The 14,396-nt window shown below is 32.4% G+C and carries 13 protein-coding genes; 2 read left to right on the top strand and 11 right to left on the bottom strand.

The genetic code is table 11. The annotated features are described in order from the left end of the window. Positions 1 to 26: 26 nt before the first annotated feature. The 11 genes from ACVC2P_RS10425 to ACVC2P_RS10375 form a co-directional block, all read right to left on the bottom strand. Complete coding sequence (locus ACVC2P_RS10425; protein WP_452598418.1) at positions 27 to 1,310, bottom strand: hypothetical protein; 1,284 nt, start codon at positions 1,308 to 1,310, stop codon at positions 27 to 29. Between the two features lie 317 nt (positions 1,311 to 1,627). Continuing rightward, positions 1,628 to 4,093 (bottom strand): galactose oxidase-like domain-containing protein, encoded by a 2,466-nt coding sequence (locus ACVC2P_RS10420; RefSeq protein ID WP_452598417.1) that lies wholly within the window; start codon positions 4,091 to 4,093, stop codon positions 1,628 to 1,630. A 248-nt stretch (positions 4,094 to 4,341) separates the two neighbouring features. Beyond that, positions 4,342 to 4,893: a hypothetical protein gene (locus ACVC2P_RS10415; RefSeq protein WP_452598416.1), complete on the bottom strand. Its 552-nt coding sequence runs from the start codon at positions 4,891 to 4,893 to the stop codon at positions 4,342 to 4,344. A 13-nt stretch (positions 4,894 to 4,906) separates the two neighbouring features. After that, positions 4,907 to 5,338: a hypothetical protein gene (locus ACVC2P_RS10410; RefSeq protein ID WP_452598415.1), complete on the bottom strand. Its 432-nt coding sequence runs from the start codon at positions 5,336 to 5,338 to the stop codon at positions 4,907 to 4,909. A 25-nt stretch (positions 5,339 to 5,363) separates the two neighbouring features. Next, positions 5,364 to 6,440: a M15 family metallopeptidase gene (locus ACVC2P_RS10405; protein WP_452598414.1), complete on the bottom strand. Its 1,077-nt coding sequence runs from the start codon at positions 6,438 to 6,440 to the stop codon at positions 5,364 to 5,366. 304 nt (positions 6,441 to 6,744) lie between these two features. Next, the gene (locus tag ACVC2P_RS10400; RefSeq protein WP_452598413.1) at positions 6,745 to 8,577 is read right to left on the bottom strand and encodes a Xaa-Pro dipeptidyl-peptidase; all 1,833 of its coding nucleotides are present in this window, start codon (positions 8,575 to 8,577) and stop codon (positions 6,745 to 6,747) included. A 93-nt stretch (positions 8,578 to 8,670) separates the two neighbouring features. Further along, positions 8,671 to 9,363 (bottom strand): helix-turn-helix transcriptional regulator, encoded by a 693-nt coding sequence (locus tag ACVC2P_RS10395; protein WP_452598412.1) that lies wholly within the window; start codon positions 9,361 to 9,363, stop codon positions 8,671 to 8,673. 183 nt (positions 9,364 to 9,546) lie between these two features. After that, entirely contained in the window at positions 9,547 to 9,924 is a 378-nt protein-coding gene (locus ACVC2P_RS10390; RefSeq protein WP_452598411.1) for a VOC family protein, read from the bottom strand. Positions 9,925 to 10,175: 251 nt separating this feature from the next. Further along, a complete protein-coding gene (locus ACVC2P_RS10385) occupies positions 10,176 to 10,646 on the bottom strand; it encodes an ASCH domain-containing protein (RefSeq protein ID WP_452598410.1) in 471 nt (156 codons plus the stop codon). Next, positions 10,646 to 11,080, bottom strand: coding sequence for a hypothetical protein (locus tag ACVC2P_RS10380; protein WP_452598409.1), 435 nt, complete (start codon positions 11,078 to 11,080; stop codon positions 10,646 to 10,648). Before ACVC2P_RS10380 ends, ACVC2P_RS10385 begins: the two co-directional genes overlap by 1 nt. Continuing rightward, the gene (locus ACVC2P_RS10375; protein ID WP_452598408.1) at positions 11,077 to 11,415 is read right to left on the bottom strand and encodes a PadR family transcriptional regulator; all 339 of its coding nucleotides are present in this window, start codon (positions 11,413 to 11,415) and stop codon (positions 11,077 to 11,079) included. The genes ACVC2P_RS10380 and ACVC2P_RS10375 overlap by 4 nt, the downstream gene beginning before the upstream one ends. A gap of 272 nt (positions 11,416 to 11,687) precedes the next feature. Here ACVC2P_RS10375 and ACVC2P_RS10370 point away from each other — a divergent pair, with 272 nt between their 5' ends. Beyond that, on the top strand, positions 11,688 to 13,118 hold the full coding sequence (locus tag ACVC2P_RS10370; protein ID WP_452598407.1) for a hypothetical protein: 1,431 nt from the start codon (positions 11,688 to 11,690) through the stop codon (positions 13,116 to 13,118). Positions 13,119 to 13,296: 178 nt separating this feature from the next. Continuing rightward, a partial coding sequence (locus tag ACVC2P_RS10365) for a hypothetical protein (RefSeq protein ID WP_452598406.1) occupies positions 13,297 to 14,396 on the top strand: 1,100 nt, incomplete at its 3' end.

Here is a 14,396-nt window from a genome sequence, read left to right as displayed (position 1 = left end):
TTGTGCAACGGTTACCGGTGTTGGCACTAGTTTTTTATTACTTTTTCAATTTGTGCATTTAATCTCTTTTTGCCTCTAATAAAATCAAACATTGGCCATTCAAGATATGAATCATAATCAAATTCTTCAAGTTTATATGACTGCTCAATTAATTCTAGTAAATCTTTATCGCTTTTATTTGATAGAATTCCGTGTGCAAGTTTAAATAAGGGCAATGAAGTTCCTACTTTGATAGTTTTTAGAACCTTATTCAACTCAGTCGTCTTTTTTTGTTTCTTTAATGCAATACACATATTAAATTTTGCTCGCAACATATAATCTTCTTGTTCTTCATTTCTAGGTTCTATTTGTTGCATAAATAAAGTCAAGTTATTGCAAAAATCAAGCTCATTTTCAATCAAACTATCGAAAGATTCATCAAGCATATCTCTAATTGCTTCTGTTGCTTTTTCTCCATCCCAATTTCCCCAACAATCATATGCTAATAGCAAACCTGAAATTTTAATTTCTCTAAATACTTTTTGAAAGTATTCTTTGTTAACTCTTATTTTATCTCCAACTTTTTTGTTTTCAGGATTATTCGTTCTGGATAAGTACTTCTTATTTACTATTGAAGCGTTATGAACTATAATGTGTCGCCTTTCTCTACACTCATTAATTATATCCCAGTTTATAATATCTTCATTTAGATTTATATTGAGTTTAGATTTGAAATGTTTTAAAATTGAATCGAATGACATTTCAATTAACATTGTTTCTACTTCTTTGAAAATAATGTGCTTTTCAAGTTCTTCTATAGTTTCGTATTCGTCTATTTCTTGAAGTGAAACTTTAAATTCCTTAGAATTAAGTGTTTCTTTAAACTTACTATAATGATATGTAAGTAAATCAGCCATTAAATACTCGAAATAATTATTAAGCATTAAAAATGAACTTGAAGATAGTATTTGAAAATTTTGCGCGGATAATTTTGGCTTTTTTCTCAGTTTTTTTGCTATCGCTAATAGTTTCTCTTCAGATATAGATGAGCTGTTTTCTTTAGGCTTTTCATCGGTATTCTCTTTCTCTTTATCTTCATCGACATCCACGCCTAAGTCTTTAAGTAGTTCTTTCGTGAATTCATAGGAACTATCCATTGCTTCTTGGTCTTCAATTTCAGCGATACCGCCGAACTTGTTGAAAAAAAATTTAACACTGTGTAAATTATCTTTAAATGCTTGAAGAATATTTTCAACAGAATCTTTACTTTTCTTGGTCTTTGACTCTGGTTGTTCTTTTTTTTGTTCAGATGTACTTTTCTTTTTCGCCATTTATTTTTCAAATTAGTGCCAACGTTATTATATAAGTACCTACTCAAAAAAGTACTGATAACCGCCTTAAAATAGGAGGTTATCAGTACTTATTGTGTTTTTTAACATAACCAGTAAATGGGGGGGTATGCGTACCTTTTAATAATTATTTAAAGATCTAACTTTTATTAGACCTATACAATACGTATATCTACGTATATTTTTAAAACGTTGTGCAATATAAGTTGCTTGTAAATAATATTCTTACGGTAATCCGTAAAACAAAAAACACTCCTGTTACAGAAGTGTTTTTTATACATTTTATAAGTAAAATTAAATCAAGGCTTATCCGCTTTATCGTCAAAACGTACCATTTGCGAGTGCGAGGGTTTGCCTTTAGAATCTATAAAAAAGAGCATGTAATACCCAGGAGGAATCAATTCGTCTTTCATATTTGGTGTACTAAAGCTTACGGTGTTACCATTAATACTATTAATATCTAGGTTAGCATAAAATTGTCCGTTATCCCAGTTATGGGTAAAAGAAGCCAATTTTAATAAGACAACTTCTGGCTTTTTACTGCCTTTTTGCTTCGGTAAACCGTTTACAGTCATGCCATAATCTTGTTTACTTGCTAAAAGGTAATACGGTTTGTTACCATACTCGGCTTTAAATTGGGTTCTAGATTGGGTTCTACGTTGCATACCTGTTATTGTTACAATTCTAGTAGAATCTATATGTGTGTATGGCGGTGAGAATATCTCGGCAGTCCAGTTTTCGGTAGGTGTGGTTTGCATTCCTTTTTGTGCCTTAGCCATTTGCCCATCTCTGTAAAAATAAGTGTCTATATCTATTAAATCTAAATTGGGTTTAGGCTGTCCGTTTCTATGTTGTTGGTCTGGATTTGGGAAAATTTTTTGTACCGATGCTCTGGCGCTATTTCCTCCAGATACCCACACACGTCCATTGGGTAATAATAAAGCTGCATTATGGTATAAACGCGGTTCTACCGCGGCACTCATACGTTTTTTAGTATAGTCTACAAACTTGCCGTTAACATCGTAATTGGGGGTTAATAAAATAGGGTAGAAGACAGGACCATAAAAATCGTAATTACCTCCATTAATAATTAATACTTGTTTGGTTGGTAATATAATAGCGGTTAGCATGGTACGGTCGGCTTCTATTTCTGTTCCAAGAAAATCATCGTCTTGTGTCCATTTTTGCTCTTTTAAAATGCCTTCGTTAAACCAAAATTGCTCACGTTTTCTACTCCCGCGCCCACCAGCAAAATGTGTTGGGCTTTTGGCATCTAACGGTAACATGGTACCTGGAGAAGTCGGTTGCCCGCCATAAATGGTAATATTATCTGTATTGGGGTCGTTGTAAGAGGTGCCATAAGAAGAAATAAAATCGGTTCTGTCTGGGCCATAATTAAAAGATACTTTAGGGTTTTTTGCATTGCCAGCGATATCCATATAATAGGTTTTCTTTGTTTTTCGCATGTATGCAGCATCCGATGTTCGTAAGCTTACCCAATCGCCTTCTCTTGTTAAGTATATTTTATTTTCGGATACTAAATAGTTATTTGGATAGAGTTTAAAAGTATCATATTTATTATCTTCTTTACATTCTGGGCCACAATCGCAAGGTAATGGAAAGTCGTTGTCACCGGAAAGTGATTCCCAATAGGCATGAAATTCGACATCGTCGCACACTGTAGGTACAAAATCTGGATTAATTAAGGTGGTGAACGGACTGTTCTTCATTTTTTCTACGTTAATAGCAGTCCAAGCGTCTTGAGGTTTTTCAAAAGAAAAAGCATAAGGGTTAAAAAACTCTATATATGGATTGATTTGAAAGCGATACATTTTAGGAAAGTCTTTATCGAAACCAACAAAACCACTAAAAATGGTAAAACGGCCATCTAATAACGGTACAATGGTTGGATACCAACGCCCACGTTTCATAAACCCTGAAAACTTCCAAGGATAATGTTTGTCGTCTACTTTAGGCATAATGCGCCAGTCTACAGTGGTCCAATCGACCTTTAATTCTTGTTTCCAATCAAAAATATACGAACTGTTGGTTCCTGTTCTATATGGAAAATAATATTGCGTACCACCTACAAATAAAGGGTTTCCATCTGGTAATTGTAAGTGTGCGCTACAGAAAAGATCGCTTGGTACAAAGTGCTTTTTACTTTTAGGATCTTGCATTGGCAATGGGTGTGGTATTCTATAGAAAGAACTGTCTGCTGGATCGTAAATGGCAGTATTATTTACGAGGTCGTAATATTGCTTTTTTCTAACGTTTATCCAGTTTTCACGCATTTCTGGAGTCATTTTTTTGGGCTCAACGGTATTCCTAAATGGATCGTCATATAAATTGAATAGTCCCATTGCTGGCGCTGGAGGGTCGTAGTTTGGATAATATTCTATGTTTTTAAGATTACGCCAGCTACTTCCACTAGACATTAATATTTTTCCAGAGGGTAGCATAACATTGTGTACGGTTTGCATACCCAGAATACGACCAATGGCTGCACCTTTATCGTCTGGAATAACCGTTTTCCAACTGCCATATTCTCTTTCGTCGGCATCGATACTTGTTTTTCTTTGCGATTCCATTTTATTTAAAAAGCTAGAGTCCATTACCATACCATGGTATTTGTCTTTATTGTTATCATCATGGTTGTGATGGTCATGATTCATAATCTGTGCTGTTGCATTATATGCAAATACAAAACAGAATAGCAAAAGAAGGTTAAACTTCATTTTTGGGATGCGTAACATTGTGTCCATAATTGTTGGGTGGTTAGTGGTTTATATAATTGGGTTTAATAAAAAATTGGTGTAGGGTGTTACCAAAACGCCTATAGTTATACACATAGACATAATGGTTGTAGGGAATACAACGAAGTTAGGCGTTTTAATTTATAAAGAAACAGGTAGAATTACCTGTTTTTATAACTAAGGTGTTTTTATTGTGTAATAAAAAAGAAGTCGCTTTAATTAAAGCGACTTCTTTTAGGTAAAGCTTATTTTAACTTTTATTGGTATATACAGTTACGTGTATTGCTTCCTGTAGTAATAATTTCTACAAGGTTGCCCAAGGCATAGGGTACTGCAAAACAGTTACGAAGTGGATCGCGTTTGTCTTTTTTTGAATGTTTAAAACCAATAGTGTGGGTGTATTCGTGAAATATATGTGCGGCGAGTTTGCCATGAGACATCTTTAAAAAATCTTTTTTGTAGGTATAAATTTTTCCTCCTTTTCTATAGCCAACTACAGAGCCGCCTGAGCCTTTTTTTAAAACTAAGTTAAGTTTTATAATGGTGTTTTCTCCTTCTGTTGCATGTCCAGCCATTACTTTATCGTAAATTTCTTTATTGGTATAATGTTTTAATTCTGTTCTTTGTCTCTTTATATATTTTATAAAATGAAAGGTGCCACCTTCTGTTTTATCAGATTTAAAATTAAGAACTTTATCTTTAAATTCTTGTTCATTTAAAGTACTCTCTAAAAGTGTTAACGCTTTTGTTAGCTTTTCTAAATTTTCGCCTTCGTAACGTTTATGCGATTCTAATTTTATTTTTAGCATGATTATATATGTTTTAAGAAGTAAAGTCTAAATCTTTTAATGGTACAGGTTTCCATGTTTCGTTAAGTGAGTCTCTGCATGCCATAGCTAAGTCTAAAGCCATTTTTTGAAGTATATCTTTTGAAAACGTAGCATCGTCTAGCTTCATATTTTTTAATAGGTCGCCGTAATTTATCATTGCATTTACAACGCCTTGATTTTCTATAATAGCCAATTGGCCGTAAAATAATGTCCAGAACGTTTTTCGTTCTTCTACAGAATTATCTATGCTTTCAAGAATAGCAATTTTAGATGCTATTTCTGTAACTTTAAAGTATAGTTGTTTACGTTCTTCCCAAATTTGTTTTCGGTAATCTTGATTTTTTTTATCCCAGTATTGATATATTCCAATGCTTATAGTTACTATGGTAATTATAAAGGGAATAATGGTATATAGTTCTTTCATTATAACTAATTTCTAGACTGTAGTATTATATTTTTCCTAACTGTACAGCTTCTTGCATCGCTTTATAGCGTTTTTTCCATTCAGATCGATTTTTGTTTAAATGGTCATCTATATGTACTGGGTCTTTGGTATTGAATTTTCCTCCCCAGCGTAAACCAGCATCATTAATAATTGCAGTAAGAAATTGTTTAACTGGAGCAGGAACATTAGGGTACTTTGTGAGTACTTTAGAGTTTGCTAATTTATTACCATATTTTACATTCATATCTATACCATGACCCGCTAAATGATTAGAAAATGTGGCAGGCTTTACTATAGCGCCTTGTACGTTTGTTGTAGTCCTAAACGAGCTAGTTACGTATATATAAACATCTGCCTGTTTAGCATAGGTATTTACTTTTTCTAAGGCTGGAACAAATTCTACATCTGCACGGCATGGTTTTCCTATAAACCTGGAGCCTTGGTATAATACTAAAGGTGATTTTTTGCTGGGTAAATTATTATTTGCTAAGTCGCTCCATTTACTACCGTAAAACTTATTAATGTCTTTTAGAAATAAGTTAATTAATGGGCGAGATAACCAATCGCCATCTGAATCTATATTGTTATCTTTTGCATAAGTAACGACAGCTTTACGTGTGCTATTGCCATAAAGACCATCTGCACCAAATTTTAAAAAGTTAAGCTCTTTACCATAACCAATAGTATTTAATAATACTTGTATGGCGCTAATACTCATGCGAGTGCCTTTAGAAATGTATTTTCGGGTTCTTAAATCGGATTTATGAATTGACCATAACACATACATTTCTGGAAGAAAGTCATGACGTTGTAATATTAATTTTGCCAAGGTATTAGATACCGATTTTCCATTACTGGAATGATTATTTTTTTTAGCAAAAGCGGCTACTGCTGCCGCAGTTGCTTTTCCGTAATCGCCATCGGCTTGGTAGTTATCCCATTTTAATTCTTTTCTAAAACCTAGCTCGAATAATGTGCGTTGTAAATCGGTTACTAAAGTTTTATCTGGTGATTTTATAAATAGAGCTCTGCTAATATCACCTTTTTTTACAGCAGCTTCTATAAGATTTGAACATTCCATGTTAACGTATATTGATTTTTAGCACGATTAAATTACGTATTTTTTTTGATGAACTCGTCTTGTCTTTTTCTATTTCCTAAAAAATGACTCAGATTTGCCTATATTTCGTTGCTTTTTTATTTGTAGCTTATGGCTATGACTTTCAAAAAGTGTCATATTTGTACAAATTTTAACTCATTTTCGGTTAAAAACGGAAAGTCAGGATGTGTTCGATGTTAAAATTATAGAGTAGCGGTATTTAATAATAAAGGGCTACTTAAATACAATGTTTAAGTAGCCCTTTATGCTTGCGGAAAATAGATCTTTAATTTTTTGTCGCTGCTTTATATGCTTCTATACCTCCAACAACAGGTAAGGTAATACTTGTTTTATCTAACTTTAAAGTTAATTCTGTTCCTGGTTTTGGGTGTAGTGTAAAATCTTTATCGCTAGAGAAGACCATAAATCCAATTTTTTGTCCTTTTGGTATAATTTGATCATCTGGATTTAAATCGAAATTTACGGTGTAAAATTTACCTTTTTCTAATGGTTCGCTTTCTGTTAACGACTTGTAGTTTTGAGGATCTGCCCATCCACGAGTAATAATATCGTCATTAATTTTTCCATCTGTCCAAGGTAATGCTACCATCCAAACCGATAAGTTTGCTGCTGGTTTACTACTAGATAATGTAATACTTACTTTTGTAGTTCCAGATAAATGTAAATCTTTAGTTAATGTAGGTGTTGCATATATTAAGCGATGATTAGAATTTTCTACTTTTGCGTGGTCTTTTCCAGAAATTGAAAAATCATCAATCAAAGTTTCTTTACCTTGCTTTTTTGCTTTGTTTAGTTGTAATGTACCTGCAGTTTGTCCCCCTTTTGTTAAATATAAAGTAACATCCTTAGCTTCAGGATTAGGGTAGTCTGCATAGGCTGTAGGTTCTTTCATGTTGTCATTTTCTCTAACAATCCATGCACGTGCATCTTTCTCTACATTATTTTCTACACCATGTAAGTAACGTGTAAACCAACGGTTCATTAAGGTCATTGGAGGCGGTCCACCATGCCCATGTTGGTGATAATAGATTTGAGAAGGAATTCCTTGTTTTTTTGCTTGTTGGTAGATACGGTTACTATGCTCTGGCATAACATTCCAATCGTTAAATCCATGAGACATTAATAAAGCTGCTTTCATAGGCTTCATTTGTGTTAAGTAATCACGTTTTGCCCAAAAGGCGTTAAGGTCCCCTGTTTGTCTGTCCATACCGTTTTTCATTTCGGTATCTCTTACTCTTTTATTGTTTCCTGGGCGCTTTGCTTCGTCTCCACTGTGTACAAAATCGTATAATACATCGATATCTTCTCCTAAATAGCCTCCTGGAGAACGCACTAATCCGTTAGAACGGTAATAGTGGTAATACGATGTGTTAGGTGCTACAGGAATAATGGCTTCTAAACCTTCTACGCCTGTTGTAGCGGCAGCTAGTGGTAGTGTACCTTCGTAAGATGTTCCTGTCATACCTACTTTTCCTGTAGACCAGAATGCTGTTACAGGCTCGCCACCTTCTCGTTCTGTATAACCTTTTGCTCTACCACATAGCCAATCTATAACTGTTTTTGGAGCTAAGGCTTCGTTAGCGCCTCCAATTGTTGGAGCACCATCTGATAGACCTGTTCCTGGAGATGATGAGTGTACTACAATATAACCTCTAGGTACCCAGCTTCTAATATGTGCGTTTGATATAATTGGACGTTTACCTCTTCTGGTTACTTCTGGGTGTACGCGTTCTTTTCCTATGTCTCCAAGTTCGTGTTCTACATCCCACATAACACCTGGTAAGTCTCCTGCTACACCAGCAAAATAAGGGCTAGAACCGTAAACCACAGGTAGTTTTAATCCTTCGGTGTCTGTTTGTTTTGGGCGTGTTACTGCTACATGCATACGGTCTGGTTTACCGTCTTTGTCTGAGTCGAAGGTTGTCTCTACCCAAAGGTCATGCCTTATCCAATCTTTTGGGTTGCTAAAACCTTCTACAATTTGTGCTTCTCCGTTTTCAAAAACGGGTACTGTTTTTGCCGTTTCTTGTGCAGAAACAGTAGTTATTAGAGTTGTTAATACTACAGCACTAAAAACTGATTTTAAAGATGTTATCATAAAATATTAAATTCTATTTTAGTTTGAAGGGAAAGTTAATGGTTTTTTACAATACTTTCAATAGAATGATTGGCTTTAATAAAGTGTTAACATTTATTTGTCGTTATATGGGCAGGATTGAAAATAAGTTTGAAGGTTAAATTTACGGTCTTCAAATTGCTTTTCTAGTATTTTAAATTGTTTAATACGGTCTATTCTAAAGGCCCTGTAATCTCCTCTTAAATGACACCATGCTATTAAAATCCATTTGTTTTGAGTGGCGTATAAGGCATAGGGTTCTATAGTTCTAAATGTAATTACAGTATCATTTACTTTTTGGTAATTAATTTCTGTATAATTAAGGTTTGTTATGGCTAATTGAATTTCGGATAATGCATGACTTTGAATGTTTTCGTAGTTACTATTAAAGACAACGATATTATTGTCTAAACGCTCGCTCTTTTCTTGAATATAAGATTTAAATACCGATTTTATTTTGGTAAAAGCATCGTCGAAATCTTTTGAAAATGAGGTGTCGTTGGTTTGGTTTACTAGGTTTTGTGCTGTAATTAAAGCATTAGCTTCCTTCTCGGTAAACTGTACAGGAGATACGGTATAACCTTCCATAAGCGAATAGCCTCGTCCTTCTATTGTAACAACGGGAACACCTGCTTCTTCTAATTTTCTTATATCTCTATATATGGTACGAACGCTTACATTAAATTTTTCGGCAAGTGTTGTGGCTGTTAATAGTCGCTTAGACTTTAGCAGAGTTAAAATGGATATTAATCGAGATAATTGCGACATAATTGTAAACAAAGATAGCGAACCGTTTAAAGGATTCACTATCTCTTTATATTTAACATGAACGAGATACAAGAAGAATTGACGTTAATCTGAGTGATTTTTCTCCGTTTTACTACTAAAAACCACTCCATTTGACGGTTTTTTATAACTAAATCCTTTATGCGGAGTCCACGTTATTTTAGATTATTCCATAGAATGAAGCGCTACACGGTTTCCTTCTGTATCTATAAATTGAGCGATGAATCCATCTTCTCCAATATCTGTTTTTGGCATTAGTATTTTACCACCTGAAGCTTCTACACGATTTAAAGGTTCACTTAAATTATCTCCACCATTTAAATAAATGGTACTACCTTCTGTTGTTGGAATTTGTCCTTCGGCTTCAATAATAGCACCTCCAATGCCATTTTTATCTTCTTTATGTGAAAACACACCATATTTAGTATTTTGCTCTGGCATGTGGTGATCTGTAATTTTAGAATCTAAAACAGACATGTAAAATTGCTTTGCTCTCTCATAATTGGTTACTGGAATTTCGAACCAGTTAATTGCATTTGTCATTGTAATTGATTTTTTATTTGTTAAACATGATGAACTCGTTTAAACTTTTTCAATTTGCTGAAAAATCAACCTTTTTTAGCTCTATTTTTGCCTTTTTCTTCTCTCATAGATATACTATGCGATTCAAAAAAATCTTCAACAGAACTGAAAGTCTTTAATTTTCGCTTAAACTCAAAAAGCTTAAACGAGTTCAATGCAAAATTATGAGACAGAGTGTCTAAGTATGTCAGGGGTAAAAAATAACCTCTATTTTATTTCCAAAGGGTTTTAAATTGCTCGCAAACAATAATCATGTCTTGGGTTGGCGATTCGCCTTCTGGAGCCATTTCTCTAGTGTAATAGTCCCAATGTACGCGTTTCCAATAGGCTAAAGATTTATCGCCTTCGCCTTCTATAGCTGCAAATTCTTCGGTGACCTCATTATAAGGTACTAAATCTATTTTTGTGGTTTCAATAATGGCTTTTGCTTTGCCTTCCCAGTTAGTTACAATATAAATGTTGCCTACTTCGGGTAAGGCTTCATTATGTTTTTTAAACCACCATAAAGAGGTTGCTGTTGCTCTTTTAATACCTTGTACAACTAAATTAGCACAGTAGTCCGCATCTTTTTTGTTGTCGCAGAAATACCAAGATTCTGGTAGGTTTTCTTGCTTGTATTTTGGATGTTTTTGTGAAAAGGCCTTCCACATAGCTGTAATTGATTGGTCTACTGTTGTTGTCATTATTTAGATTGTATTTGTAAACTAGATTTTAGATGTGATTGGTAGATGAACAATGGTAAGCTAATAAGTATTAATGACCCTAACGCAGTAACACAGAAAATGTTTGCCAGCGGCCAATGCATTATTTTAAATAATATACCTATTAATAATAGTGCTATCATAGCAAACGTGATAACAAAAGATGCTTTTCTTGCTTTTAGCATTTTTTTTGCTCTAAGTGTATAATCTGTTTCTTTTTGAATTCGCTTCATTTTATCATAACCTCCAAATTCATTAACTATTTTTTTATAGACCATTTTAAAATCTTGTGAGTTATTTGCTTCAAAGGCAGAGCATATATGGTCTATAATATCGTCTTTTAATTCTATGGAAGTAATCCCATTTGCTGTAAGGTTTTTAGAAATATAGTCAATTTGTTTATCTGTTATATTCATTTTGCTAAAGCTTGAGGATTAAATATTAAAGTTAGTGTTTCAATAAAATCATTAATTTCATTGGTCTTTTCTGTAATAACTTCTTTTCCTGTTGCGGTTACTGAGTAGTATTTTCTAACCCGTTTGCCTATGTATACTTTCTCTGTTTCTAAAACCCCTTGGTGTTCTAGACGATGCAAAATAGGGTAGAGGGCGCCTTCCGAAATGTCTATTTTACCTTCGGTTAATGCTTTTACTTTTTGTGTTATTTCATAACCATACATTTTATCGCTCTCACTTAATAGCTTTAAAATAATGGGTTGTAACGTGCCTTTTGTTAATTCTTTACTATACATACTGTAAATATACATTTTATTAAAATGTATTAAAAGTAAATATGAGTTATTTTTAAAATTTCTCTTCGCTTTACGGTTTACCGTAAGTTTAATAGTAATGGACACTTTATATTGTACTTGTTCTAACTGCGCTAAAATATACGTAGATATACGTATTGTGTAGGTGTGGGGAAAGTTGGAACTTTAGAGTGTTATAAAAAGGTATGCATAAACATTTTATGAGTATTGTTATACTAATCGTTTTGTATAAGACTAAAAAAATCGAACTATAAATGATATTTTCTACTGAATTTAATATTGAAAGAACAAAAAATGATGATTGGTTTGATCCAATTTTATCAACGGATACAAAATTATTTATTGACCCATTTTTAGTTTTCGATGCTGACCATAATTCTTTTAATAACACCCACAAAAAGACGATTGATTTTTTCAATTTAGCATTTGAAATTGCTTCAGTTTCAAAACCTAATAAAACAGACATTAGATATAGACAACTTTTAAGTATGATGAAATTTCCAGAAGTCGAAGAAGTTTGCTTGGGCTATGCCTCAAGAGGAACTAGTGGTTCAGGCTCTGGTGGTGGGTTTTCAAAAATGATAGTTGATTCAATATTTGAATCAATTAAACTTGGTATATCTAATTTGAATCATTTTGAAGAGATTGGATTATTTAACGAAGGATTTGGATGCGACCGAATTAGTGATATGACTGCAACTTTATTAAAAAAAGATATAATTACATATACGCAAGAAATTTGTAAGCAACATAAAGTTCCCACTACAAAAATTAAGATAAGTCAGTATGAGTTTGACTCAAAATTTAAGAGATGGAAAGATAAAGAAGTTGACTTACCGTTAAATCCATACACAAAAAAGGGGGTTTTACTTGTGCCAAAGAGATTCCTGAGAGAATTACCAACGATAAGTACAGATGAATTTTTTGATTATTGTTGGTCTAATATGAATGAGGAATTGAGAGACCAATATGGTATTGAAATAAAAAGCAAAGTAAAGAAATCAGACATTATCCAAATAGCTCGTCAAAATAGAGAATGGATTTCTAAATACAAAGCTTATCGTGATGAAAAAGGTTCAAAATCTTATGATATAGAGAAAGATCCAAAAGGATACTATAAATGGGTAATTGATACTCTAGATTATGTCAAAGAAAATGGATATAAATTTACTGTTCCCAAAAATCAAAATGGTTTTGATAAATTCACTAAAGAAGTCATTGAGCAATATGAGCATTTTATAGAAGATAATTCTGGATATAAGTTGTTATGGGATGATAAAGGTAGAAGGTCTAAAAGTGAAGAAGCTTCACAATTAATATTTACCGGAATTGTTAAACACTATTGTAAGGCTAACAATATAGATTTAAATAGAGAAGTTAATTTAGGAAGAGGTCCAGTGGATTTTAAATTTTCATCTGGTTATGAAAATAGAGCATTGATTGAAGTAAAGCTTGCAAAAAATTCAAAATTTTGGAATGGACTTGAAAAACAGCTTATAAAATACCTAAAAGTAGAAGATATTAAAAAAGGTGTGTTTTTAGTAATTTGTTACAATGATAAGGATTTAAAGAAAGTATCTAACATAGAAAAAATAACTGAAGAAGTTGGAAAAAAAAATAATGTTGATTTAAAAGTAGTTATTATAGATGCATCATTTGGAAAACCATCTGCTTCAAAACTTTAAGTAAAGTATAGGGTAAGCTGTTCCTTACCGATACCAAACAAAGCTAAGTGCTAGTTATAAATGGTCGCTCAATTGATGTTGTGTATACAAGACAAAATTTATACTTACTAAAATGAATATAAGACTAATCAAAATTTCAAAAAACAAAATTTACTTCACAAACGAATTTTGGATTAGTATGAATCATACTAATTTTCCAGAAGGAAGTATATCATTTAGACATCATTTAGATACTTATTTAAAAGTTGAATTATTACACTATGACTTACATAAAAAAGATTTAGAAATAAGAATTATTGATTATAAACCAGAAATTATTGAATCATTCAATGAGCAAAAGCTTAAAAAAACAATAAATCGATTAATATTTAGAGATTTAGAATGGAATAAACTTCAGAAACTTTTAAGTCATTTTTTGGTTAGCTTACCTAAAGAAATGCCCGAAGCTTTTGGAAAACAGAAGGTATACAATAATACTGAACAAGAAAAGATTAAAGAGTATACTAAAATTGAGTCAAAGTATAAAATAGAACATGAAGTAGATCAAAAAGAGTCTGAGGAAATAATTCGAGAACTAGATTTTGATGTTAATTTTTCTGATGTTGAGTTTAATGATGGATATGTTTTAGTCATTAAAATTTTTACCTTTTTAGAACAGCCAATAGAATTTAAAATTAATAATGATTTAATCCGTTCTGAATATAATTATATAAAAGATTATTTTTCAAATTATTTTAAGCGAGATACTTTTACAGTTTCAGCTACAATAAAAATTAAAGGAAAAGAAGTGTTGAGTTTCGATTGTCAATCTAAAACAATCCAAAACATTAATGAAAAAATTATTGACGATGTAAAGAGCAATAGAGTTCTTAATATAACTCGGGTTGAAAAAAATAATGAGATAGAAAAAAATATATTTACAGCTAATGAAATCCTGTCAAAACTTGATAGTTCTTCAAATGTTTTCGCTCAGACCGAATTTGACATTTTAATGACATTAATTGAATCGAAATCACCTAGAAATGTAAAACAATTAATCTACTTATCAGGGAAAAAACATGAAAGCACTAAAAAAATTAGATTTACATTACATCCTCTTTTTGGATTTATATTCTTTATTTCAGGAAATAACAAAAATCACATTTGTTGGGAGCTTTTAAACTCTCATGCAACCTACGTTTGGAGTTTTGATAAAAGAAAACCTATTGAATCTCAAATAGAACTATCCGAATCAAGTATAAATACGATTAGAAAAATTGGTAGAAAAAAATATAGAAC

It is taken from the genome of Pontimicrobium sp. MEBiC01747, assembly GCF_053601635.1.
Note: the sequence above shows the minus strand (reverse complement) of the source record. Positions and strands in the feature narration are given on the sequence as shown.

Excerpts from the sequence above, each read along its gene's own strand:
- ACVC2P_RS10395 (WP_452598412.1), bottom strand. The coding sequence starts at position 9,363 with ATGTCGCAATTATCTCGATTAATATCCATTTTAACTCTGCTAAAGTCT.
- ACVC2P_RS10420 (WP_452598417.1), bottom strand. The coding sequence starts at position 4,093 with ATGGACACAATGTTACGCATCCCAAAAATGAAGTTTAACCTTCTTTTG.
- ACVC2P_RS10415 (WP_452598416.1), bottom strand. The coding sequence starts at position 4,893 with ATGCTAAAAATAAAATTAGAATCGCATAAACGTTACGAAGGCGAAAAT.
- ACVC2P_RS10370 (WP_452598407.1), top strand. The coding sequence starts at position 11,688 with ATGATATTTTCTACTGAATTTAATATTGAAAGAACAAAAAATGATGAT.
- ACVC2P_RS10390 (WP_452598411.1), bottom strand. The coding sequence starts at position 9,924 with ATGACAAATGCAATTAACTGGTTCGAAATTCCAGTAACCAATTATGAG.
- ACVC2P_RS10380 (WP_452598409.1), bottom strand. The coding sequence starts at position 11,080 with ATGAATATAACAGATAAACAAATTGACTATATTTCTAAAAACCTTACA.
- ACVC2P_RS10375 (WP_452598408.1), bottom strand. The coding sequence starts at position 11,415 with ATGTATAGTAAAGAATTAACAAAAGGCACGTTACAACCCATTATTTTA.
- ACVC2P_RS10405 (WP_452598414.1), bottom strand. The coding sequence starts at position 6,440 with ATGGAATGTTCAAATCTTATAGAAGCTGCTGTAAAAAAAGGTGATATT.
- ACVC2P_RS10410 (WP_452598415.1), bottom strand. The coding sequence starts at position 5,338 with ATGAAAGAACTATATACCATTATTCCCTTTATAATTACCATAGTAACT.
- ACVC2P_RS10425 (WP_452598418.1), bottom strand. The coding sequence starts at position 1,310 with ATGGCGAAAAAGAAAAGTACATCTGAACAAAAAAAAGAACAACCAGAG.
- ACVC2P_RS10400 (WP_452598413.1), bottom strand. The coding sequence starts at position 8,577 with ATGATAACATCTTTAAAATCAGTTTTTAGTGCTGTAGTATTAACAACT.
- ACVC2P_RS10385 (WP_452598410.1), bottom strand. The coding sequence starts at position 10,646 with ATGACAACAACAGTAGACCAATCAATTACAGCTATGTGGAAGGCCTTT.